The sequence below is a fragment of the Streptomyces avicenniae genome (assembly GCF_000719135.1).
Taxonomy (GTDB): domain Bacteria; phylum Actinomycetota; class Actinomycetes; order Streptomycetales; family Streptomycetaceae; genus Streptomyces; species Streptomyces avicenniae.
Genome location: NZ_JOEK01000008.1, coordinates 18,500 through 41,404 on the forward strand (window position 1 = coordinate 18,500; position 22,905 = coordinate 41,404).

The 22,905-nt window shown below is 72.0% G+C and carries 24 protein-coding genes and 1 tRNA gene; 16 read left to right on the forward strand and 9 right to left on the reverse strand.

The window, feature by feature from the left end; all coding sequences use genetic code 11:
• Positions 1-154: 154 nt before the first annotated feature.
• Complete coding sequence (locus tag IF27_RS13885) at positions 155-1,498, reverse strand: M20/M25/M40 family metallo-hydrolase (RefSeq protein ID WP_052849874.1); 1,344 nt, start codon at positions 1,496-1,498, stop codon at positions 155-157.
• 97 nt (positions 1,499-1,595) lie between these two features.
• A complete protein-coding gene (locus IF27_RS13890; protein WP_052849875.1) occupies positions 1,596-3,011 on the reverse strand; it encodes a hypothetical protein in 1,416 nt (471 codons plus the stop codon).
• 291 nt (positions 3,012-3,302) lie between these two features.
• Between IF27_RS13890 and IF27_RS13895 the strand changes: the two genes are divergently transcribed.
• A complete protein-coding gene (locus IF27_RS13895) occupies positions 3,303-3,707 on the forward strand; it encodes a type II toxin-antitoxin system PemK/MazF family toxin (protein WP_052849876.1) in 405 nt (134 codons plus the stop codon).
• A gap of 594 nt (positions 3,708-4,301) precedes the next feature.
• On the opposite strand, the gene IF27_RS13900 is transcribed toward IF27_RS13895, so the two are convergent.
• On the reverse strand, positions 4,302-5,594 hold the full coding sequence (locus IF27_RS13900; RefSeq protein ID WP_223291053.1) for an NsdA family TPR-like regulatory protein: 1,293 nt from the start codon (positions 5,592-5,594) through the stop codon (positions 4,302-4,304).
• Between the two features lie 240 nt (positions 5,595-5,834).
• Here IF27_RS13900 and IF27_RS13905 point away from each other — a divergent pair, with 240 nt between their 5' ends.
• The 6 genes from IF27_RS13905 (at position 5,835) to argS (ending at position 10,949) form a co-directional block, all read left to right on the forward strand.
• Positions 5,835-6,275, forward strand: coding sequence for an ATP-binding protein (locus IF27_RS13905; RefSeq protein WP_052849877.1), 441 nt, complete (start codon positions 5,835-5,837; stop codon positions 6,273-6,275).
• 558 nt (positions 6,276-6,833) lie between these two features.
• Positions 6,834-7,130, forward strand: coding sequence for a hypothetical protein (locus IF27_RS13910; protein ID WP_190232947.1), 297 nt, complete (start codon positions 6,834-6,836; stop codon positions 7,128-7,130).
• A 65-nt stretch (positions 7,131-7,195) separates the two neighbouring features.
• Positions 7,196-7,684, forward strand: a complete 489-nt coding sequence (locus tag IF27_RS13915; protein WP_052849879.1) for an NUDIX domain-containing protein — start codon at positions 7,196-7,198, stop codon at positions 7,682-7,684.
• A 71-nt stretch (positions 7,685-7,755) separates the two neighbouring features.
• Positions 7,756-8,325 carry an SUKH-4 family immunity protein gene (locus IF27_RS13920; protein ID WP_052849880.1) on the forward strand — a complete coding sequence of 190 codons (570 nt, stop codon included), beginning with the start codon at positions 7,756-7,758 and terminating at the stop codon, positions 8,323-8,325.
• Positions 8,326-8,532: 207 nt separating this feature from the next.
• On the forward strand, positions 8,533-8,847 hold the full coding sequence (locus tag IF27_RS13925; RefSeq protein WP_052849881.1) for a MazG-like family protein: 315 nt from the start codon (positions 8,533-8,535) through the stop codon (positions 8,845-8,847).
• A 323-nt stretch (positions 8,848-9,170) separates the two neighbouring features.
• Positions 9,171-10,949 (forward strand): arginine--tRNA ligase, encoded by a 1,779-nt coding sequence (gene argS / locus IF27_RS13930; RefSeq protein WP_420822011.1) that lies wholly within the window; start codon positions 9,171-9,173, stop codon positions 10,947-10,949.
• 286 nt (positions 10,950-11,235) lie between these two features.
• On the opposite strand, the gene IF27_RS13935 is transcribed toward argS, so the two are convergent.
• Positions 11,236-11,490 carry a type II toxin-antitoxin system RelE family toxin gene (locus IF27_RS13935; RefSeq protein WP_052849883.1) on the reverse strand — a complete coding sequence of 85 codons (255 nt, stop codon included), beginning with the start codon at positions 11,488-11,490 and terminating at the stop codon, positions 11,236-11,238.
• On the reverse strand, positions 11,487-11,780 hold the full coding sequence (locus tag IF27_RS13940) for a hypothetical protein (protein WP_052849884.1): 294 nt from the start codon (positions 11,778-11,780) through the stop codon (positions 11,487-11,489). The genes IF27_RS13935 and IF27_RS13940 overlap by 4 nt, the downstream gene beginning before the upstream one ends.
• Before the next feature lie 168 nt (positions 11,781-11,948).
• Here IF27_RS13940 and IF27_RS13945 point away from each other — a divergent pair, with 168 nt between their 5' ends.
• Both IF27_RS13945 and IF27_RS13950 read left to right on the forward strand, forming a co-directional pair.
• Positions 11,949-12,383, forward strand: coding sequence for a hypothetical protein (locus IF27_RS13945; RefSeq protein WP_052849885.1), 435 nt, complete (start codon positions 11,949-11,951; stop codon positions 12,381-12,383).
• Positions 12,380-12,973, forward strand: coding sequence for a 3'-5' exonuclease (locus IF27_RS13950; RefSeq protein WP_110945874.1), 594 nt, complete (start codon positions 12,380-12,382; stop codon positions 12,971-12,973). The genes IF27_RS13945 and IF27_RS13950 overlap by 4 nt, the downstream gene beginning before the upstream one ends.
• A gap of 323 nt (positions 12,974-13,296) precedes the next feature.
• On the opposite strand, the gene IF27_RS13955 is transcribed toward IF27_RS13950, so the two are convergent.
• A tRNA-Leu gene (locus IF27_RS13955) sits at positions 13,297-13,384 on the reverse strand.
• Between the two features lie 209 nt (positions 13,385-13,593).
• Between IF27_RS13955 and IF27_RS13960 the strand changes: the two genes are divergently transcribed.
• A complete protein-coding gene (locus IF27_RS13960; RefSeq protein WP_190232948.1) occupies positions 13,594-13,971 on the forward strand; it encodes a hypothetical protein in 378 nt (125 codons plus the stop codon).
• A 104-nt stretch (positions 13,972-14,075) separates the two neighbouring features.
• Here IF27_RS13960 and IF27_RS13965 read toward each other — a convergent pair whose 3' ends face one another.
• The 3 genes from IF27_RS13965 to IF27_RS13975 form a co-directional block, all read right to left on the reverse strand.
• Positions 14,076-14,348: a DUF6332 family protein gene (locus IF27_RS13965; protein WP_052849887.1), complete on the reverse strand. Its 273-nt coding sequence runs from the start codon at positions 14,346-14,348 to the stop codon at positions 14,076-14,078.
• Positions 14,349-14,408: 60 nt separating this feature from the next.
• On the reverse strand, positions 14,409-15,257 hold the full coding sequence (locus IF27_RS13970; protein WP_052850080.1) for a GntR family transcriptional regulator: 849 nt from the start codon (positions 15,255-15,257) through the stop codon (positions 14,409-14,411).
• Between the two features lie 73 nt (positions 15,258-15,330).
• Entirely contained in the window at positions 15,331-16,860 is a 1,530-nt protein-coding gene (locus tag IF27_RS13975) for a beta-N-acetylhexosaminidase (RefSeq protein ID WP_052849888.1), read from the reverse strand.
• 466 nt (positions 16,861-17,326) lie between these two features.
• Between IF27_RS13975 and IF27_RS13980 the strand changes: the two genes are divergently transcribed.
• Genes IF27_RS13980 through IF27_RS14005 form a run of 6 tightly spaced genes read left to right on the forward strand, consistent with a single transcriptional unit; the run spans position 17,327 to position 22,856 of the window.
• Complete coding sequence (locus IF27_RS13980) at positions 17,327-18,592, forward strand: extracellular solute-binding protein (protein WP_052849889.1); 1,266 nt, start codon at positions 17,327-17,329, stop codon at positions 18,590-18,592.
• 32 nt (positions 18,593-18,624) lie between these two features.
• Positions 18,625-19,623 (forward strand): carbohydrate ABC transporter permease, encoded by a 999-nt coding sequence (locus IF27_RS13985; RefSeq protein ID WP_052849890.1) that lies wholly within the window; start codon positions 18,625-18,627, stop codon positions 19,621-19,623.
• On the forward strand, positions 19,620-20,474 hold the full coding sequence (locus IF27_RS13990) for a carbohydrate ABC transporter permease (protein ID WP_052849891.1): 855 nt from the start codon (positions 19,620-19,622) through the stop codon (positions 20,472-20,474). The genes IF27_RS13985 and IF27_RS13990 overlap by 4 nt, the downstream gene beginning before the upstream one ends.
• 54 nt (positions 20,475-20,528) lie before the next feature.
• Entirely contained in the window at positions 20,529-21,092 is a 564-nt protein-coding gene (locus IF27_RS13995) for a MarR family winged helix-turn-helix transcriptional regulator (protein ID WP_052849892.1), read from the forward strand.
• On the forward strand, positions 21,089-21,949 hold the full coding sequence (locus tag IF27_RS14000; protein ID WP_052849893.1) for an SDR family oxidoreductase: 861 nt from the start codon (positions 21,089-21,091) through the stop codon (positions 21,947-21,949). Before IF27_RS13995 ends, IF27_RS14000 begins: the two co-directional genes overlap by 4 nt.
• 25 nt (positions 21,950-21,974) lie before the next feature.
• A complete protein-coding gene (locus tag IF27_RS14005) occupies positions 21,975-22,856 on the forward strand; it encodes a dioxygenase family protein (RefSeq protein WP_052849894.1) in 882 nt (293 codons plus the stop codon).
• The last annotated feature ends 49 nt before the right edge of the window (positions 22,857-22,905 follow it).

Consider the following 22,905-nt stretch of genomic DNA (forward strand, 5'->3'; position numbering starts at 1 on the left):
TTCCTCCTTGGGACAACGCGGCCCCAGCCGGGGACCGCACTCGTCGTAACGAGGACGTCGGATCATGGGCACGTGGCGCGGGACTCTTTCACCCTGCTGGGTGGATTGGGAACGTCGGTGCGATTTTGTTAAGAGAATTTCTTCAGAGGAACCGTCAACTCAGCTCGATGAACCGGTCAAGCACCCGGGCACCGAACTTCAGTCCGTCAACCGGGACCCGCTCGTCCACCCCGTGGAACATGCCTGCGAAATCCAGCTCGGGCGGCAGCTGGAGGGGCGCGAAGCCGAAGTTCCTGATGCCGAGGCGCGAGAACGACTTGGCGTCCGTGCCGCCGGACAGCATGTAGGGGACGGCCCGCGCGATCGGGTCCTCGGCGCGCAGCGCCGTCTGCATCGCGCCGACCAGCGCGCCGTCGAACTCGGTCTCCACCGCGCGGTCGTAGTGCACGGACTCCCGCACGACGCGCGGGCCGAGGATGCGGTCCAGGTCGGCCTGGAACTCCTCCTCGAAGCCGGGCAGGAAGCGGCCGTCCACATGGGCGGTGGCCTGGCCCGGGATGACGTTCACCTTGTATCCGGCGCCCAGTTGCGTGGGGGCGGCGGTGTTCCGCAGGGTGGCGCCGATGAGCTTGGCGATGCCGCCGAGCTTGGCCAGCGTCTCGTCCATGTCCTCGGGGTCCAGCTCGGTGCCCAGCGCGTCGGACAACTCGTCGAGGAAGGAGCGGACGGTCTTGGTGACGCGGACCGGGAAGCGGTGGCGGCCGAGGCGGGCGACGGCCTCGCACAGCTCGGTGACGGCGTTGTCCTCGTTGGTCATCGAGCCGTGTCCCGCGGTGCCTTCGACGGTGAGGCGCATCCAGTTGATGCCCTTCTCCGCCGTCTCCACCAGGTAGAGGCGCAGCTTCTCGTTGACCGTGAAGGAGAAGCCGCCGACCTCGCTGATCGCCTCGGTGACGCCCTCGAAGAGGTCGGGGTGCTTGTCCACCAGGTGACGGGCGCCGTACACGCCGCCCGCCTCCTCGTCGGCGAGGAAGGCGACGACGATGTCGCGGGGCGGCCTGCGTCCGCTGCGCAGCCGGTCGCGGATGACGGCGAGCGTCATCGCGTCCATGTCCTTCATGTCCACGGCGCCCCGGCCCCAGACGCAGCCGTCGGCGATCTCGCCGGAGAAGGGGTGGTGGGTCCAGTCGTCGGCGTTGGCGGGCACGACGTCGGTGTGACCGTGGATGAGCAGGGCGGGCCGTGAGGGGTCGGTGCCCTCGATCCGCGCGACGGTCGAGGCGCGCCCCGGGTGCGACTCGAAGATCTGCGGTTCGAGGCCGACCTCGGCGAGCTGTTCCGCGACGAACTCGGCGGCGGCGCGCTCGCCCGGGCCCGAGTGGTCGCCGTAGTTGCTGGTGTCGATGCGGATCAGGTCGCGGCACAGTTCGACGGCCTCTTGTTCGCCGCGTTCGCTGATCCGGGATTCCTCCGGCGGGGTGGGGCTTGCCTGGCTCACGCTGCCTCCTGCTGCGATGGTTCCCACCCATCCTAGGAGCGCTCGAACAGTGGACCGGCAGGGGCGGATCTGTAGGCGGGACCGGAGTCGGCTGAGGTCAGAGCCTGGCCGTGTCGGCCTGCGCACGGCCGCCGGGCACGAGGTCCAGGACTGCGTCCGCCACCGCGTGCGTGTCGGGCCGCCGCAGGTCGAGGACGGGCGTCGGGTGGGAGAGGCCGTGGGAGGCGAGCAGGTTCATCAGGGCCCAGATCACGTCGGGGCGTCCCGTGACGGGGAGTTGGCGGCCGTCGGGGGTGACGACGCTGGCCGCCGTCGTACCGGCGAGGAGGTTGGTGCGGGCCCAATCGACGAGGTGGGCCCTGCCGTCGGGGCTGACGGTCAGGACGACCTCGCGCGTGCGGTGCAGGAGCGCCAGGTAGTTCATCGGCACGGTCAGCCGTCTGGCGGCGTCGAACGGCGGCGTGCCGTCCGCCGGGCGGATGCGCAGCACGGTGTCGAGGACGGGGCCGTGGTCCTGGAAGGTGTGGGTGGACGCCATGTGGACGAACCTGGCCCGTACGAGGACGCCGCCGCGCCGCGCCCAGCGTCGGCCGACTGCGCCGAACGCGCCCTGTTCGCCGGGGAGATCGTCCACCGTCCAGCGGGCCCCCTCCCCCGGCTCGGTGACCGGCGCCCGGTCCTCGGGGTGGGCGCGGTCGTGTTCGGCGACGGCGGCGTAGCGTGCCGCGGTCGCCGCGTCCAGACGGCGGAGGTCGATCACGTCGCCGTCCATGGCGATGCCGCCGCCCTCCCAGGAGATGCGCATCTGCCGCAGCTGGCGGACGGGGTGTCCCGTCACCTCGGTGACGTGGCCGTCGAGGCCGATCACTCGGCATGTCCTCGTGCCCGCGAGCAGGGCGCTGCGGGGCCACAGGGGGGTGACCGCGCCGGGGGTGCCGGGCTCGGCGGGGCCGACGAGGACGGCCAGGCGGCCCGCCGTGACCGCCGACAGGCACACGGACGGCACCCGCCACTCGTCCGTGACCTCGAACGCGCCGGGCGCCGGGCCCCCTGCGTCGCCCTCCTCGTCGGGCTGCACCCGCAGCCTCAGCCTGACGAGAGGGGTGAACTCGTCGGGGGTGAGGTTGCCGTGGTAGGTGGTGAAGGTGGCCTCGCCCTCGGGGGCGTAGCGCGCGAGGGACGCCTCCAGGACGTCCGCGCGTACGAGCCGCGCTCCCTGGGGCCCCTTGGGGGACTGGGGTGCCCACAGCACGAAGGTGTTGTCGCCGTACGCGATGCCCGTGTCCTTCGGCCGGTCCCGGCGCGTGAGGAGGGGGAGGGAGCTGCGGGTGGCGCGTACGGCGAGGGCGACGACGAGGGCGGAGCCGACCAGTCCGGCGGCGAGCGCGATCCAGGCCCAGTCCTCGCCCTCCTGCCAGGCCGTGTAGGCGACGGGGAAGGCGAGCGGTACGGGGAAGCAGCAGATGGTGAAGAAGACCAGCTTGCCGACCAGCACACCGGCGTAGGTCCGCATGGCGCCCCTCTCGCTTCGCGCACGTGCCCCCGCACGCCGCCCCCATCGTCCCGGCACCGGCGCCCCGGCACCAGCCCTGAGGGGCGGCGCGTTCGACCCGCTCGGCGGGGATCGCTGCCGAGGGCCCGCGTACTCCGCACGCCCTTCGACGGCACGGCGCGGCGCACGGTCCGGACCGTCAGGGCCTCGAACGCGTCCGGCGGACGGGCGGGTTCTAAGCTGTGACCTGCGGACACCGTCCCTTCGTCAGGGGCGCGCGGTTCCGCCTGCCGCTCTGAGTCAGGAGGACCCGTGCAACGCGGTGAAGTCTGGTGGGTGGAGTTCGACGAGCGGCGGCTGGTCGTCCTGCTGGCGGCGGACGACGCGTCCAGCCTCCGGGCGATGCAGGTCGTCGCTCCTGCGGGCGTCGATCTGGGCGGTCTGGGCGTCGAGGTGCACGTGGGTGCCGCGGAAGGACTTCCCTTCGAAGGCGTGCTGCGGGTCGGGTTCCCGCGCCCGGGTCTCACCCCCTGCACGTGGCTGACCACCGTGTCCCGGGACGACCTGATCGAGCGGGCGGGCGTCCTGTCCTCGGCGAAGCTCGACGAGATCGACGACGCCCTCCGTCGCGGCGAACAGGCGCAGGAATGGACCCCGGCGGCAGCCGTGAGGCTGAGCGAGATGAGGGACGCGCTCCGCCTCGGCGGACTCGGGTAGGCGGAGAGGCGCCGTTCACCGTCGGGAGCACGAGGCCGTGGTCACGCGCTGGTCGTGGCAGGGGGGTTGCCCCACCGTGGTGCGCGGTGGGGCAACCCTGGGTTCGGGCGCGGGTGAACCGGGGTGGTCAGGCGGTGCCGATCCTCCCGGTCTTCACGTCCGTCACGAACGACGCGAACGCGGCCGTCGGGAAAGCCAGCACCGGCCCACCGAGATTCCGGCATCGACTGGGTTCGGGCGCGGGTGACCGGGGTGGTCAGGCGGTGCCGATCCTCCCGGTCTTCACGTCCGTCACGAACGACGCGAACGCGGCCGTCGGGAAAGCCAGCACCGGCCCACCGAGATAACCTCCCGCCCATCTGGGCCGATTGCACGTACGACATCAGCGAACGGTCCGGCATCGTCAGTATGTGGACACCATGTAGACGAGCTACGCGTCCAAGACCGCTGTTCCGCCGATGGGCCGGTCGATGCGGATGATCGCTCGTGTCCCGCCCCAGAAGTCGTCCGTGGGTTCACGTCGGCCGCCGACCACTTGGGCGACTGGTACGACGGAGTACGCGTTCTCCATACCTTCCCTTCCCACGGCCCGTGTCACACCGAATCTCTCAGGTAAGCGGCAGCTCGGTTGTCCAACTGCGCGACGGCGCGGATGCCACGCCGGCGCAAAGGGGACAACGCCTGCCGCATGTCGGAAGCCACCCGACGCGTTCGCGCGGACTGGATACCGTCCATGGCATCCAACGCCCGCGACCAGGTGGCGCACGCCTCTTCGACGGCGCCTTGACGTACCTGGAGGGAAGCAAGCTCGCCCAGGGTCACCACATGTACTCGGGCGAACGCTGTCGAGTTCCGGATACGTACGCTCCTGCGGAACTCACGGGCAGCGCCGTGCAGGTCCCCGAAATCGCGAAGTGTGTAGGCGCGTTGGAAGGTGAGGTCCGCCTCGCCGAAGATGAACAGCCGGCCCGGTTCCTCGGTCCGCGACCGATCGGAAGCGAGATCGCTCTCCGCGCGGGCGAGCGCTGCGGCGGCGGCCTTGTGTCTTCCGGCCGCGGCTTGGCTTCGAGCCAACTGTGCCCCGAACATGCTCCGTTCTCGTGAGCTGGCCAGTGAGTACCGCTTGCCTTCCATTGCCGCTTCGATCAGGCCCACGGCCTGTGCGCCATGCCCGAGATCAACTGCCTGGTAGGCCATGCCACGGAGTGCATGACCGGCCGTGGGGGGATTGTTCGCTTCCGCCGCGAGTTTCAGGGCACTGACGAAGTACCTCTGCGCGACGGCGTGCTCGGAGTTGTCGAATGCCGTCCAACCTGCCAAATAGGCCAGCTCGCTCGCGGCGGAGAACATGTCATTGCGTACGTGATCGTCGATGAATCGGCCATGGAGATAGTTGCTGACGTCGGTGATGAGGTATTGCACCACCGCCGTGCGGGCGTGGCCGCCGCCATGCCGCTGGTCGATTCGTGAGAAGGCCGCGACCATTTCCCGGACGGCCTCCAGGTCGCCGCGACCGACACGTCGGCCGTTCGCCCCGGAGGGATGTGCCGACTTCTCCGCGCGGTGAGCCCACCAGCGATCACCGGGGAGGGCCAAGGCTTGAAGGGAATAAGCGGCGACTGCGAGGGCCTGTCTGCGTTCCACGTCCAAGTCCCGCCTTCCCAACTCGCCCAATGCCGCCAGCGTATCCGCATCCCAGCTGATGAGATCGTCCGATGCCAGCTGGGCCAGCCCGATCTCGGCAGCGCTTAACGAACGCCCCAGCAGCCGGCACAGCGCCTCGACGATGACAGGAACGGTGGTGGGCGCAGGCGGCGTCCCGGAGATCCAGTGCGCAACTGCACTCCGGTTCGTACGGAGCGTCCTGCCCGTCTCGGCCGCGGTCATCCGGATGCACGTGGCCAACGCGTCGTATGTCACCCCTCCGCCTGCGAGCAGTGCCTTCAACGCAGTGTTGGGAGTCCTGTCCCGCTGCCTCACCGTTCCCCCTCGATTGCGCGTTATGCCCAACCTAGCGTCCGCCTGCTGCACAGGGTTATACACGCTAAACGCTTTGTGTCGTCGGGTGTCCTGCCGACGAGTGTGTCTGCCGCGTTGACTGGCCGTAGACACACAGCGGGAGATGCCATGACAGTTCCGGGCCGGATCGCCGAGAGACACCAGTGCGCGTTCACGTGGGAGTTGCTTGCTGGTGTTCGGGGGATTGAGACGTGGCGCAGAACGGTGGCGCTGGTACTGCGGTCGTGGGGTGCGTCGGACGCTGCTGTTGAGGTGGCGCGGATGGGGATCAGCGAACTCCTCGCGAACGTGGTGCGGCATGTGGAGGACCCGTTGTGCCGGTTGTCGGTGGTGCTCGACGGCGGCTTGGTCAGGGTGCTGGTGGAGGACCGTTCGTCGTGTGTGCCGGTGGTGTCCGAGCCGGTGTGGACCTCGGAGTCGGGTCGTGGGTTGTGGCTTCTGCGGGCGATGTGCCGGGACTTCGGGTGCGAGCCGGACGAGGGCGGCAAGACGGTGTGGTTCGCGGTGGACCTGGACCCGGTGGAGCCGGTCGGGCGGGCGGTGGCCTGATGGCGGTGTGGTGGTGTGCGGGGAGGGTGCTCGGTGTGGTGGCGGTGGTGGCCGGGGGCGTTCTGCTGGGGCTGTTGCTGCTGTTCCTGTGGCTGGTGCGGGTGCTGCGTGGGGCGGAGGAGCGGTCGTGAGCGGCTTCACGGCGCCGGGTGACGACAACCGGTGGCTGGTCGGGGCGTGTTGGTTCTGGTGCGGGCACCGCGTGACACTCGTGGTCCGGATCGGGGCCGTCACGGTCGGGGACCCGCCCGCCGAGGCGCCGTTGTACGGGTGCGGGTCGTGCGTGCAGCGGCTGCACGACGCGGTGCGCGACTACACCGAGATCGCGGCGAACGGCCCGGACGGCGACGGCCTGTACGTCAAGCCAGGCCCAGCGCTCGGAAGCGCGGGCCTTCGTCCGCGGGGGCGGCATCGCAGACCGCGAACGCTGCTGGGGCGCCGCTGGCGGGGACTGGCGGAGAACGCCGGGGAGCCCGTCATACCGGGGATCGATTCATTCATTCGAACGCCCGTCCTTCGGCGACGGCCGCCTGGGTACGGGACGGGACAGGGGGCGTGGTGGGCGGACGAGGTGTCCGGCGGATCGTGGTGGCCGGGCTGGCGGGGGCGGTGGTCGGTGTGGGGGTGCGGGTGGCCGCGCTCGGCCCGGCGGAGGCTTCCAGGCGGGTCCTGTTCGCCATGGACCAGCAGTGGTGGCGTGCCTACCGCCGAGCACTCATCGCCCTCGGCGAAGACCCGGCGGCCCTGGACGAGAAGCCTCCGGACCCGGTCGCCGTCGAACACGCACTCGCGACCCTGACCGCGCTCCACAGCGCCGATGCCGTGAGCACGGCGGTCGAGGGCGCCGGCCGGTGACCGCCGCAGCGTGACCGACCCGCCCCCGGGGCGGGCCTCAACACATCTCAACGACAAGGGGAGACATGCACTCCGAGAACGACTTCACCGACCCACCTGCGCGCCGGATCGGCGCCCTGGCACTGATCACATCCGAGTTCGGTGACGTACTCCTGGTGGAGAAGGCGTACCGCCAGGGCCCGGAACGGTACGGACTGCCCGGCGGCTGCGCCCGGCCGGGCGAACCCGCGCCGATCGCCTGCCAGCGCGAGGTACGCGAGGAGACCGGCCTCGACCTCGTGCCCCAACGCGTCCTCGCCGTCCACCAGATGCCCGCCACCGACACCGCCACCGAGGGCTACAACCTCGTCTTCGACGGCGGGATCGTGCCCGCCGCCACCACACTGACCCTCCCACCCCACGAACTGTCCGGGTACCGCTGGGCCCCGGTCCCCGACCTGCCCGACCTCGTCGCCCCGTACACCCTCTGGCGCATCACCGCGGCACTCGCCGCACTGCACGGCGAACCCGTACGACACCTCTGCGGCCACCCCGGCGAACTCACCCCCACCTGACCCGCACCCTCACGCCCGGGACCATGCCGCCACCAAGGACGCGGCCATGAACAGCAGTCAGGAGGGGCATCGTGGATCTCCCCGTCCTGCGCGCTGAGTTGGTCTCGGTCTTCGGGGCGGGTCGGCTGGTGGCCGTTCCGGACGAGCGGTTGAATCCGCTGGTCACGCACCCGGAGACGCGGCGTTTCCTCACCGAGGTGGGCCTGCCTGTCGTGGACGGTTTCGTCTACGACCCGCTGGAGTACCTGGCGGTGGGGCTGCCGGACGCGGTCGATGACGATCCGGAGTTCGCCGAGGTGGAGGGCCTGCCGGAGACGGCAGGTCACTGGGTACCGCTCGGCTACTGCTTCGGCGACCAGATCCGCCTCGACGGCGCCACCGGCCTCCTGTGGGAACTGATCGACGGCACCGTGGTCAACACCCGCATCGATCTCTTCACCCGCACCCTGCTCGCCCTCCACCGCCGCTGGGACATCTTCCGCCCGGCAGTCCCGTACCTCTCCCGTCTCTCCGCCGCACAGGCCGCGGAGGCCGAGATCCGGACGGTGGACCCGACCGTCCTCGACCCCGACGCGCCGGGCCAGGACAAGCCGGAGCGCCACTGGAACCGCGTCCTCGACTGCCTCGCCCACTGCCACTGACCCCGCCCCCGCCATCCGCACCGACGACGAGGTACGAGCCGGACGCTTTCCGGCGGCTGCGCCGCGGCATCACCACCTACGCGTGAGTCGGCCGAGCTGGGCGTTCCTGTCGGACCTGCCTTGCTAGCGTCCGACCCGACCACCGCGCAGACCGCGGCAACTCTCCTCCGAGGTCTGCCGAATCCGACGATCACGAACGGGTGAGACATGGAATCCGCCACCTGGGGCACGATCAACGCCCTTGTGCAGTGGCTCGACCGGAACGACGCCAATCCGCCGGACGTCGTCCGGCTCCTCCGGGTCCTCAAAGTCCAGGAGGAGACCGGGGAAGTGGCCGAGGCCGTGCACGGCGCCATGGGCTCGAACCCGCGCAAGGGAGCCAGCCACACGTGGACGGACGTCGAGAAAGAGCTGTGCGACGTCATCCTCACCGCGATGGTGGCCCTCGCCACGCTCAATCCCGACGCGGACAAGGTCTTCCGCGATCACCTCGACCACGTCGCCACCCGCTCGCTGAACTGAACGGCTCCAGGGGCACCGGCCTCGTCCCACGCGATGCCGGTGCCATGGACCCCCGCCCCGGCCTCACAGCTGAGGAACGCCGCTCCCGCACACGGCGGTTGACATCGGCGGTGCTCTTCCGGGGGGCGTGATGACGGGCAGCGGGCCGTCCGGGCCGCAAAGTGCTTGGCGGCCACGCCACTTCTCCTGACAGGCTGTCATACAGGCTCCGGGGCGGGGTGGCCCCGATCACCCGGGCCCTGGACATCTGGCCGACCAAGCCGAACACGGCACGCGGCCACGCGCGACGAGCACCGAGTCGAACGGGAGGAGAGACAGGAATGGTGGAGCGGGTACGGCCCCTGGCGAGCGATGTAGAGGCCGCCGTTCGAGCGGCCATGGCGGCGGCTCTTCCGCCCGAGCACGCGGCGGCGGACCCGCTGGTCCGCCGTTCCGAACACGCGGACTACCAGGCGAACGTCGCGCTGTCCCTCGCCAGGCGCACGGAGAGCAACCCTCGTGGACTCGCCGAGGCGTTGCGCGATCAGCTCACCGGTGAGGACTGGATCAGGGCCGTCGAGGTCTCCGGCCCCGGCTTTCTCAACATCACGCTGTCGGACGCCGCGCTGCTCGACCGTCTCGCCGTCAGGGCGCGGGACGACCGGCTCGGTGTGCCGCGGTCGCAGGCCGCCGAAGTCGCCGTCATCGACTACTCGGGGCCCAACGTGGCCAAGGAGATGCACGTCGGCCACCTGCGCTCCACACTGATCGGCGACGCCCTCGCGCGGACTCTGGGCTTCCTCGGCGCGCGTGTCGTCCGGCAGAACCATGTCGGCGACTGGGGAACGCAGTTCGGGATGCTGATCCAGTACCTTCTCGAACACCCGGAAGCCGCCTGGCGCGACAAGGAGCTGGACGCGTCCGGGACGGCCGGGGCCGTGTCCGCTCTCGACGCGCTGTACCGGGCGGCCCGCGGCGCGTTCGACGGCGACCCTGCCTTCAAGGAGCGCGCGCAGCGGCGCGTCGTCGCCCTTCAGGCCGGGGACGAGGAGACCACCGCCACGTGGCGGGAGATCGTCGCGGAGTCGGAGAACGCGTTCCAGCAGATCTACGAACGCCTCGGCGTACTGCTGACACAGGCCGACGTCAGGGGCGAGTCCTTCTACAACCCGTGGCTCCAGGAGATCGTCCACGCGCTGCGCGAGAAGGGCGTGCTGGAGGACAGCGAGGGAGCCAAGGTCGTCTTCTTCGACGACATCCGTGGCCCCGAGGACGAGCCTGTGCCCATGCTGGTCCAGAAGAGCGACGGCGGCTTCGGCTACCCGGCGACCGACCTGGCCACCATCCGCCACAGCATCAGGACCTTTCACGGCACCCGCCTCGTCTACGTGGTCGATGCGCGCCAGTCGCAGCACTTCGACATGCTCTTCAAGACCGCCCGTCGCGCCGGCTGGCTCACGGACGACATCCAGGCGGTGCACGCCGCGAACGGCACGATCAACGGCCCCGACGGCACGCCCTTCAAGACCCGCGCGGGCGGGACCGTACGCCTCGCCGATCTCCTGGACGACGCCTTGGAGCGGGCGCGGGAGGTCGTCGCCGAGAAGGACCCGGACCTCAGCCCCGAGGAACTCGACGCCGTCGCCCGTGCCGCGAGCATCGGGGCGGTGAAGTACGCCGAGCTGTCCACCTCGCGGACCAGGGACTACTCGTTCGACGTCGCCCGCATGATCAGCTTCAACGGGCAGACCGGCGTCTACCTCCAGTACACCCACACCCGCATCGCGTCCCTCCTCCGCCGGGCGGAGGAGGCGGGCCACGGCCGCGGGCGCTTCCGGCCCGCTCTCACCCTGGACCCGGCCGAGCGCGCCCTCGCGCTCACGGCGGACGAGTTCACCGCCGTGCTCACGGCGGTGGCCCGCACGCTCGAACCGCACCAGCTCGCGAACTACCTGTACACACTCGCCAAGGCGTTCACCACGTTCTACGAGTCCTGCCCCGTGCTGAAGACCGATGTGCCGACGGAGGTGCGCGACAACCGGCTCGCCCTGTGCGACCTGACCCGCTCGACGCTCGGCCAGGGGCTCGAACTCCTCGGAATCGCCGCGCTCGAACGCATGTGACCGCCGGGCCGCGTCCACGCCAGGGGTGCCAGCGTCCTTGCTGTCACCCCTGGTAGGCGGGCCCCGCGAGCCCCGGTCGTGCCGAGGCGTCCCCGTCGGCCCTGGCTCGGCGGGGTCCGGCCCGGCCTCCGTTCCGAGGACAGTGACGCCAGCGCGTCCAGGGACGGGGTGAGGAACCCCCACCGGGATCAAAGGAACTCCGAGTCCTCCTGCGGTGTCCCCGGCACGAACCGGCGGGTCGGGGCGAAGCTGCAACTCGTCGGGCGAGACGGCGACCCGACGTGGCTCAGGGCGTGAGGCTCCTGCCGACGTGCTCGACGGAGATGATCAACGGCTTCTCGCCGACGACCTCGTACACGACCCGGTAGAAGCCCACGCGCATGCGCAGAAGGCTCCTGCCGTAGGGGTGGGCGCCAGCGGGTCGGGGATCGTCGGCCAGGAGATTGATGCTGTCGAGCACCTGATCCGCGCCCTTGGGGTCCTCCTTGACCAGACGAGCGAAGCCTCCCCTGGCTTTCGGATCCCACGTGATCCTGCTCATCGGCCGTCCCGTGTCTCCCGGAGAACGTCCTCGTGCGGAACTCCCTCCTCGCCTCGCAGCTTCCGAAGCTCGCTGCGCGCGAGGGCGAGGTCGTCCTCCAGGTCTTCGAGTACCGCGGGGTTGATGATCAGGGCGACGATCCGGTCCTCCGCGTCGGTGAGCGCGATGTCGTCGCGGGACTCGGAGATACGGCGGGCCACGGCTCCCAACTGCCGCTGTGCGTCCGGGATCGACATGACGTCCCAGGGGCCCAGCTTCCTCAGCCCTTCCAACGGCGCGTAGTCATCCACGCGTCAAGCGTATCCGCCGACGAGTGGCGTCGCCCGCCCTTCGACGCGCGCACGTCGCCGAGGCAGGGGGCACTGCCGTTCCTCCCCTCGGAGTGTCAGCGACGTTCCTGCGGCGCGTGCGGAAGGGATCCGGCCACCCGGCGCCGCGGGGCATGACTCCGGGCGGGGATGTCCGAGCAGGACGAACAGCGCATCCTCGAACACTTCCGCCAGCCCGGCGACCGCGCGGCGCCCTGGGGCACGCTGTTCCGGAGAACGTCCTGCGCGGTCGCCTACGCCCACGGAGAACCGGACTGCAACGGCCACTACGGCATCCGGGAACTCTGCCCCATCTGCCCGGTGAGCCAGCTCAACCTCTGCGCCTCGGCCTGGAGAGCGCCGAACATGGCCGAAGTGGCGGAAGACGCCCGCCGCCTGGGGGCCATCGGCGCCATCGAACTCACCGACCGGGCCATCATGGTGAAGGGCCTGGACGAACCGCCGCGCTACCACCTCCGGCACGGCTACGGGCACCAGGTCCATGACCGTAGCAAGCCTCACCACCACCGCCGACACGGCCGTGCGGACATCGGCCGGCCCACCGAGGAGACACCCGCACCGTGATCCACGAGTCCTGGCCGAGACTGATGATCGTTGACGTCGAGGGCAACGGCGCCGCTCCGCCCGACCTGGTGGAGATCGCCGTGCTACCCCTGACCGGAGGCGTTCCCCATCCGGCGACGGCCAGGGCCTGGCTCATCCGGCCACCCGTGCCGGTCACCCCGTTCGCGACACGGGTCCACAAACTCGACAACGCCCACCTCGCCGACTGCCCGCCGTGGAGCGCGGTGGCCGCCGAGGTGGGCGCGCTGCTCGGGACCGCGTGGATCTGCGCACACAACGCCAGCGTCGAGTACAAGACCCTGCGGCGCCACCTCCCCGACTGGAAGCCGGACGGCGTCCTCGACACCCTCCGCCTCAGCCGGGCGACACTTCCCGACGCCCCAGGCCACAACCTCGACGCCCTGATCGAACACCTCGACCTGGACCTCTCACAGGCCCCAGGACAGCGACACCGGGCGACGTTCGACGCATACGCCGCCGCCCGGCTCCTGCTGCGCCTGGCGGAGAACTACCCGACATGGGAAGGGCTCGCCGAAGCCGCACGGTTGCCCGGTGTCCCGGAACCCGAGGCTCCCCCGACGCTGTGGTGACGGGTGCGCGGGGCATCCGACCGCGGTGTCACCAGCCGTGTCGTCGCCGTCCTTGTGCGTCGATGAATCACCTGCGGGGTTGCTGGGTGGATCGAGCGATTCCAGGCCGCGGGTCGCCCCGGTCTTCACGGATGTCATGGCGAGATGACGTGTCCAGGGCGGCAGGAATACGCGGGATGCGGTCGAGGTGTCGGCGAAGGTCGGGTAGCACGCGCCCGGCTATGCCATGAGCCGGTACGGCGAACGGCCCGACGAGGGTGGACCGGGCTGGTCGCGGCAGGCCCCAGGGAAACAAAAAACCCCAGCTCAGCTGGGGTTCCTGATGGTGTCCGAGGGGGGACTTGAACCCCCACGCCCATAAGAGGGCACTAGCACCTCAAGCTAGCGCGTCTGCCATTCCGCCACCCGGACGAGGTGTGTCGCCGACGGGGCGGTCGGGCCTCGTACGCGCGCACGAGGCGGGCGACCGCACTCGCCGGGCGGGGCCTGGTCAACCTCAGCTCCGGCACCCGAGCAGGCGCGCTCCGCCGCCCGCTGGGTGGCGGGTGGAGTCGGCGGATACGCTCCTTGCCCGACGCGACGTCACGCACGTCCGGCGAAGGGGCGACGGGGAGCTGCATGTGAGCGGCAACGACGAACTGGGCCGACAGATCCTCCACCTGATCGAACAGGATCATCGGTGGCGGGAGGAGAACCCCGATCTGTTCTTCGCGGAGCTGTGTGAGGACATGTGGCGCACCACTCCCGACGACGAAGCCTTGGAGATCTTCGGGATCAGGGCCAGGAACGCCGCCTGGTGGGCGTCGGACGTCGTCGCCTGTGTGGAGAGGGTGGTGGCCGATCGACCCGGGTGGGCTGCGGGCACGCTGGAGCGCAGCGCCGATCTGTGGTTCGGTGCCCCGGCGGCGGACACACCCGGGCCTTACCTCGACTGGCTTGCGGAACGCGCCGTGGAGCTGCGCGACGTGCTCGATGCGGAGCGCGCAAGGCGGGCCTGATGCAGGCGTCCCGCCGTGATGACGCCGCCCGCGGGGTTGAGCGACGCGGAGATCGTGGCGCGGCCGCGGCGCGAGGTCAGCCGTCCGCTCGTCCGCTCACCACGTCAGGCGGCGTCCGCGCCCCGTGATGTCGCGGAGCCGGGCGACGGGCGGGCGTGACGGTGCAGGACGGAGGCGGCGCGCCAGATCCACGCGGCTCCCGCGCAGGCGAGCGCGGTCAGGTGGACGGCGCGTTCGGGGCCGCCGTCGAGCGCGAGCAGCCACGCGGGAGCGGCCAGCGCGCACGCGACCACCGCGGCGAGGACCGAGGCCGTGACGAACGCGAACATGATCTCGACGGTGAGTTCGTCACGCTCGCCCTGCTCGCGAACTGTCATGTCAGGCACCCCCGTTGTCCTGTCACCAGGTTACCGCGCCCCTGCCCGCGCGTGACGGGGTCAGTGGTCGGCGTGGACGTCGCCCGTGGTCGCGGCGAGGAGTGGGCGGGGTGTGCCGGGGCCGGTGGGCGGCATGCCGGGGTGGTGGCCGCCGTGGGGGCCGGTGGCTCCGGTGAGCGGGGCGGCGGGGCCGAGGGTGAGGCGGGAGACGATGCGGTAGCGGTCGCCCCGGTAGAGGGAGTGGCAGTACTCGACGACGCGCCGCTCCTCGTCGGTCGTGATCCGCTCGAAGAGGAGCGCGGGCGAGAAGGGCGGCACGTCGAGGAGTGCGGCCTCCGCCTCGCTGACGACGGTCGGCTCGATCGCCTGGACGGCCTCGCGGACCCGGATGCCGTGCCGGTCGCGCAGGTGGTCGTGGAGGTCCCCGGCCGCCAGGTCCTGCGGCGCGAGTCCTGGGACGAGGTCGGCCGGGAGGTGCAGGTACTCGACGGCCATGGGGGCGGACGCGACGAGCCGCAGCCGCGCGACGCGCACGACGCGCCCCGCCGGGGACATCCGCAGCTTGCGCCCGACGCGTGCCCCTGCGGCCTCGACGCCGAAGGCGAGGACGCGGCTGCTCCAGGCGCCCGCGGCGGGCGGGACGGTGAACGCCCCGCCGTCGGCGAGGAGTTCCTGCGTCACCTTGCCCGGGGCGACGAACATGCCGCGGCCGTGTTCCCTGACGAGCCGTCCGGTGGAGACCAATTCGTCCACGGCGGCGCGCAGGGTGGGCCGTGAGACGTCCAGCAGGGCGCACAGGGAGCGTTCCGAGGGGATCGCGTCGCCCGGCCGCCGTTCCTCGATCAGGCCGAGCAGATGGTCGCGCACGCGGTCCCGTTTCGGCGCGGTGCCCCGCGGCGTCCTGGTCATGTCCGCCTCCCCGTCCCGCCGGTGAACGTTGACCAGCATATGACCAGTTGACGCGCGCGGCCCGGGGCGGCCGTCAGGCGGGGGGCGTGCGGTGGTGGACGCCGAGGGCGTCCAGCCGGGCGCCGTGGCGCACGAGCCGGGCGTCGAACGAGCGGGGGCCGCGCTCGTGGACGGCTCCCGGCGCGCGCCACGCCACCTCGGCCAGCGCGGCGAGCCGGGGGAAGGCGAGGTACTCGACGTGGGCGGGGGTCGGCATGAGTTCGGTCCACAGCTGCGCCTGGGCGCCGAGGACGGCAGACGCGTCCGCGCCGTACTCGGCGGCGGGCGCCGGGTCCCAGCCGATGACGTCCTGGAGGGTGACGGCGCCGGGGTGGCCGAGGGCGTCCGGGTCGTCGGTGGGGGCGTAGTCCAGGTAGGTGTGGCGGATGGGGGTGGCGACGACGCGGTGGCCGCGCGCGACGGCGGCGCGGGCGTGGCCCGTGGTGCGCCAGGGCATGGTCATCACCTCGGGCGGCAGGGCGCCCTCCTCGGCCTCGTCCCAGGTGACGGGGGTGCGGCCGTGGGCGATGAGGAAGTCGGCGATCTGCCGCAGGAACCAGCCGCGCAGCGCCGCCGCGTCCGGCAGGCCCAGTTCGCGGGCGCGGCGCCTGGCCTGCTCGCCGGTCTCCCAGTCGGTGGCGGGGCACTCGTCGCCGCCGATGTGGACGTGGCGGGACGGGAAGACGTCCATGACCTCGGTGAGGACGTCGCGGCAGAAGGCGAGGGCCTCGTCGTGGACGCCGAGGACGGTGTCGCACACGCCCCAGTCGGTCCAGATCGGCAGCTCGCGGCCGGGGTCGTTGCCGAGGTGGGGGTAGGCGGCGAGGGCGGCGCGGGCGTGGCCGGGCATCTCGATCTCGGGGACGACGGTGACGCCGCGGGCGGCGGCGTGGGCGACGAGGCCGGTCAGTTCGGCGCGGGTGTACGAGCCGCCGTGCGGGCGTTCGTCCCACAGGCCGCCGGTGCGGCGGCCGAGGCGGGAGCGGGGCCGCCAGGCGCCGGTGGCGGTGAGCGCCGGCCAGCCGGGGACGGGCATGCGCCAGCCCTGGTCGTCGGTCAGGTGGAGGTGGAGGACGTTCAGCTTGTGCAGGGCGAGGAGATCGACGAAGCGGTGCAGGAAGGCGATCGGCATGAAGTGGCGTGCGACGTCGAGCATGGCGCCGCGCCAGGGGAAGCGGGGGCGGTCGGTTATCTCGACGCAGGGCAGTTCCCAGGGGACGCCGCGGACGGGGGTGGCCGAGAGGGCGGGGGGCGGGAGGAGCTGGCGGAGGGTCTGGACGCCGTGGCGCAGCCCGTCGGGCGTGGCGGCGCGCAGCAGGACGGCCTGCCTGCTGATGGTCACGCCGTAGCCCTCGGGGCCGAGGCCGCTGAGGGCGGGGTCGAGGGTGAGGGTGATCCGGCCGTCGCTCCGTGCGGGCAGGGGCAGTCCTGTGGACGGGGAGACCGTGGAGCGCAGCAGGTCGGCGGCGGCCTCCGCGCCCGGCATGACGCGCAGGGCGGTGTCCTGGGCGAGGACGAAGTGGCCGGAGCGTTCGTGGAGTCGGCTGGGCAGCGGGACGAGCACGGGGTGCCTCCGGTCCTTCGGCTGGGCCCGGGGCGGTGGCCGGGCGTGGGGGTCGGGACGACATGACCACCGAGCCAATTGGTAAGGGGCGGGTCGGTGTCGGCCATGAACGTGACAGTCCGCGCCCGCCGTCGTCAAGGGGGCCGCGCCCCGCCCGGCCGCATGATCAACTTCACGGGCCGAAACATGAGTTGAGGTTCCTGTGCGGTAACAGGGCGGGAGGCGTGCCGGGGGCACCGGGCCGCACCCCGCCCCTTGACGGGCTGAAAAGGTCTATGCCATTTTCGATTCTCATCACCGGGGAGCAGGCCAATTGGTCATCCCAACTGCCTCCATGGTCTCTCTCGCCTCCCGTGTCACAGCTGTCACGGCCCTGCCGCTCCCGCCTCGTGTGCACCTCTCGTCCCCGTGCACCCCTCGTGTTCCGCGCCACCCGGCCCGTCCGCTCCCGACCCCGAGGTGAACCGTGAAGATCCGTACCCTGGCCTGCCTGACCGCGCTCGCCACCGGCATGGCCCTCAGTGGCTGTTCCGGCGGCTCGGACGACTCCGGAGGGGACGACGGCGGGCAACGGACGCTCGACGTGTGGCTGATGCGCGACAGCGTGAGCCAGGAGTTCCAGGAGGAGTTCACGACCGCGTTCGAGGACGCGCACCCGGACATCAGCCTGGAGATCCAGATCCAGCAGTGGAACGGCATCGGCGAGCGCGTCACCGCCGCCCTGGCCAGCGGCGACGCGCCGGACGTGATCGAGGTCGGCAACACGCAGGTGGCGCAGTACGCGGCCAGCGGCGGCCTGCTCGACCTGAGCGACCGCGTCGCCGCCCTCGGCGGCGAGGACTGGCTGCCGGGCCTCGCCGAGCCGGGCGTCTACGAGGGCGCCCAGTACGGCATCCCCTACTACGCGGCCAACCGCGTCGTCATCTACCGCACCGACCTGTTCGAGGCCGCAGGGATCGACCCCGCCACGCTGACCACGCGCGAGGCGTGGCTGGAGGCGACCGAGGCGCTGAACGGGCCGGAGGGGCAGCAGGGCATCTACCTGCCGGGCCAGAACTGGTACGTCCTGTCCGGCTTCATCTGGGACGAGGGCGGCGACCTCGCCGTCGAGCAGGACGGCGCCTGGGAGGGCACGCTCGACACGCCGGAGGCGCTGGCCGGGATGGACTTCTACCGGCAGCTCCAGGCGCACGGCGACGGGCCGCGCGACTCGGACGAGGCGGAGCCGCCGCAGGTCGAGGTGTTCGCCTCCCAGGAGGTCGCGCAGATCATCGCGGTGCCGGGCGGCGCGGGACTCGCCGTGGAGCGCAACCCCGAACTGGAGGGCAGGCTCGGCTTCTTCCCGGTCCCCGGCGTCACGGCGGACACGCCGGGCTCCGTCTTCACCGGCGGCTCCGACCTCGTCATCCCGGCCGCCGCCGCGAACCAGGAGGACGCGCACACCTTCATCGAGGAGCTGACGGGCGAGGAGTGGCAGACCCGCCTGGCCGAGGCGATGAGCTACGTCCCCAACAAGACGACGCTCGCCGCCGCCGCGGCGGACGACCCGGGCACCGCCGCCATGGCCGCCGGGGCGGCGAACGGGCGGGCCACGCCCAACACGCCCGCGTGGGCGGCCGTGGAGGCGGAGAACCCCATCAAGGACTACATGACGGCCGTCCTCACCGGACGTGACCCCGAGGAGGCGGCGCGCGAGGCGTCCGAGGTCATCACCCGGGCACTCAACCCCTGACCGCGCACCGGAGGAAACGGGAGGACCCCGCCATGCCGGTCACCGGCCCGCGCACCGCCCCCACACCCGCGCCCGCCCCCGTCCCCGCCGCCCGTCCCGCCCCGCCCTCGGAGGGCGGGGCGGGGCGGGGCCCCCGCCGCCGGGACGGCTCGGGATGGTGGCCCTACCTGCTGATCGCGCCCACCGTCGCGGGCGCCGCGTTCCTGCTGCTCTACCCGCTGCTGCGCGGACTCGTCATCTCCACACAGGAGTTCGGGCTGCGCGAACTCATCAACGGCGACGCCGAGTTCGTCGGCCTGGACAACTACCGCACACTGCTGGAGGACCCGCGCTTCTGGGAAGTGGTACGCCGCACCTTCCTGTTCATGGCGGTGAACGTCGTCCTCATCGTCGTGCTGGCGACGCTCGTGGCACTGCTCATCTCGCGGCTCGGCCGCTTCGGGCGCACCGCCGTGCTCAGCGGTCTCGTCCTCGCCTGGGGCATGCCGGTGATCGCGGCGACGACGGTGTTCCAGTGGCTGTTCCACTCGGAGTACGGGGTCGTCAACTGGGGCCTGACGCGGCTCGGGTTCGAGTCGTTCGACCGGTACGTGTGGCTGGCGAACGGCCCGGCGGCGTTCGCGATCCTCGTGGTGCTGGTGGTGTGGCAGTCGGTGCCGTTCGCGGCGGTCACGCTCTACGCGGCGCTGACGACCGTGCCGCGCGAGCTGAACGAGGCGGCGCGACTCGACGGCGCGAGCGGGTTCCAGGCGTTCCGCTCGGTGACGTTCCCCATGCTGCGGCCGGTGTTCATGCTGGTGATCTGCCTTGAGGTGATCTGGACGTTCCGTGCGTTCGTGCAGATCTGGGTGCTGACCCAGGGCGGCCCGGGGGACGCGACGACCATCCTGCCCGTCTACGCCGTGCAGACCGCGCTCGCCGCCCAGCGCTACGACCTGGGCACGGCGGCGTCCGTCATCACCGTCACCCTCATGTCCGGCGTGCTCGTCGTCTACTTCCGCCAGCTCTACAAGCAGGAGGCCGAGCAGTGACCACCGCACTCGCGCGCCCGGTCCGGCGGCGCCGCCGTCACCCGCTGCGCAGCACGGCCGCCGCCGTCGTCTTCGTGTTCTGCGTCTTCCCCGTGTACTGGATGATCTCCACGTCCTTCAAGCCCACGGGCGACATCCAGACCGACAACCCGCGCCTGGTGCCGACGAGTTGGACGCTGGAGCACTTCCGCACGGCGGTGGAGGCCGACGGCTTCTGGCTGTTCTGGCGCAACAGCCTGCTGGTGACGGTGAGCGCGGTGCTGCTCGCGCTGGTGGTGGCGCTCGCCGCGTCGTTCGCCGTGGCGCGGATGCGGTGGCGGGGGCGGCGCGGCTTCCTGCTCATGGTCTTCTGCGCGCAGATGGCGCCCTGGGAGTCGCTGATCATCCCGATCTACCTGATGTCGCGGGACGCCGGGATGCTGGACCGGCTGCCGACGCTGACCCTGATCTACTTCATGATCACGCTGCCGTTCACCATCGTCGTGCTGCGGAGCTTCCTGGCGACGCTCCCGGCCGAGCTGGAGGAGGCGGCGCAGGTGGACGGCTGCACCCGGCCGCAGGCGTTCCGCCGGGTCGTCTTCCCGCTGCTGGCGCCCGGGCTCATGGCGACCTCGCTGTTCGGCTTCATCACGGCGTGGAACGAGTTCGCGTACGCCAACTTCCTGATCATCAACGACCAGGACAGCCGGACGCTGCCGGTGTGGCTCACGTCGTTCCAGAACACGTTCGGCACCGACTGGGGGGCGACGATGGCGGCCTCGACGCTGTTCGCCCTGCCCGCGCTGCTGGTGTTCCTGCTGATGCAGCGGCAGGTGACGTCCGGGTTCGCCTCCGGCTCGGTCAAGGGCTGACGGCCGCCGCGCCCCGCCCGTCGTTCACTTGACGCTTCAAGTTACGGTAGGGGCATGGACGAGCGGGACATCCGGTGGCTGGACGACGACGAGCGGAGCGCGTGGCTCGCACTCGTCAGCACCGTCGTACGGCTCCCCGCCGCGCTGGACGCCCAGCTGCGGCGGGACGCCGGGATCAGTCACTTCGAGTACCAGGTCATGGCCGGGCTCTCCACGGCCCCGGGACGCACCCAGCGCATGAGCGACCTGGCTCGCTGCTCGGACGGCTCGCTCTCCCGGCTGTCGCACACCGTGCGGCGCCTTGAGGAGCGCGGCTGGGTCCGGCGCAGGGCCGATCCGGACGACGGGCGCTGCACGCTGGCCGTGCTGACCGACGACGGGTGGGAGAAGGTCGCGGCGACCGCGCCCGGGCATGTCGCGGAGGTCCGCCGTCTGGTGCTCGACCCGCTGACCACGGCGCAGCTCGGGCAGTTGCGCGAGATCGGGCGCCGCGTCAACGAGGCGATCGGTCCCGACCCGGCGCTGCCGCCCGTCCCCCGGGACGCGTCACCCCCGACGCCCCCGTCACCTCCGACAACTCCAGGACTCCCGCACCGAGGAACAGAGGCACCGTCATGATCGTCGTCACCGCCGCCACCGGCCCGCTCGGCCGTCTCACCGTCGAGGCCCTGCTCGCCCGGGGCGTTCCGGCCGGGCAGATCGTCGCCGCCGTACGCTCGCCCGAGCGGGCGGCCGGTCTCGCCGCCCACGGCGTCCAGGTCCGCGAGGCGGACTACGACCGTCCCGACACGCTCGCCACCGCCCTCGCGGGCGCGGAACGCGTGCTGCTGGTCTCGGGCAGCGAGGTCGGCCGCCGCGTGCCCCAGCACCGCGCCGTGATCGACGCGGCGGGTGCCGCCGGGGCGCGGCTGGTGGCGTACACGAGCGTGCTCCACGCCGACCGGGCCACGCTGTCCATCGCGCCCGAGCACCGCGCCACGGAGGAGTACCTGACCGCCTCCGGCCTGCCGTACGTCCTGCTGCGCAACGGCTGGTACACCGAGAACTACGCGCCCGCCGCCCGGCAGGGCGTCGCCACCGGCACGGTCATCGGCGCCACGGGCGACGGCCGCATCGCGTCCGCCTCCCGCGCCGACTATGCCGAGGCCGCCGCCGCCGTCCTGACCGGCGGGGACGCGCACGCCGGGAAGACCTACGAGCTGTCGGGCGACACGGCGTGGACCATGGCCGAGTTCGCCGCCGACCTCGCCGAGGTCTCCGGGACCCCCGTCGCGTACCGGGACCTGACGCCCGACGCGTACGCGCACGCGCTCGCCGGGAACGGGATGCCCGAGGCCACGGCGCGGCTGCTCGCCGGGATGGAGGCCGACATCGCCGCCGGGGCGCTCGCCGACACGCCGGGCGACCTGTCCGGCCTCACCGGCCGCCCCACCACTCCCCTGCGCGACACGCTCGCCGCGCTCCTGAAGGACTGACCGGCCGCACGGCCAGGAGCACCGCATGACCGACCTCACGCGTCCCGCCGTACCCGCCGGGGCCTACGACGCCTTCCTCCCGGGCGCCCTGCCCCGCGCCCGCGCCCGCCGGGCGTGGACACCGGCGGACGGCCCGCTCCCCGCCCTCTACCTGAGCCACGGCGCTCCCCCGCTGTTCGACGACGGCCCCTGGATCGACGCCCTCTTCGCGTGGGCGCAGTCGCTGCCGAGGCCGCGGGCCGTCCTCGTCGTCTCGGCGCACTGGGAGACCGCGCCGCCGACCCTGTCCGCCCCCGCGGCGGGCACCCCGCTCGTGTACGACTTCGGCGGCTTCCACCCGCGCTACCACCGGATGCGCTACGCCACGCCGGACGCCACCGCCCTGGCCCGGCGCGTGGCCACCGCGCTGCCCGGCACGGAGCGGGTGCACCAGCACCCCACCCGCGGCCTCGACCACGGGGCGTGGGTGCCGCTGATGGCGATGTATCCCCTTGCCGACATACCCGTCCTCCAGCTGTCCCTGCCCACGCACGACCCGGCCGGGCTGCTCGCCCTGGGACGGCGGCTCGCCCCGCTGCGCGCCGAGGGGGTCCTCGTCGTCGGCTCGGGCTTCATGGTCCACGGGCTGCCCTTCCTGACCCGCGAGATGATCACCGGCCGGGCCGTGCCCGGCTGGTCGGCCGACTTCGACGCCTGGGCCGCCGACGCCGTGGAGCGCGGCGACCTGGACGAGCTGTCGGCCTGGACGGAACGCGCCCCCGGCATGCCCTACGCCCACCCGACGCCCGACCACTTCCTGCCCCTGTTCGTCACGCTGGGCGCGGCCGAGGACGGCGCGCGGCCCGCCCGTACCGTCATCGACGGCCACATGATGGGCCTGTCCCGGCGCTCGTTCGAGGCGGGCTGACGGCCCGGGGCCCGCGCGCCGCGGCCGAGCGGCCGAGCAGCGGCCGTCC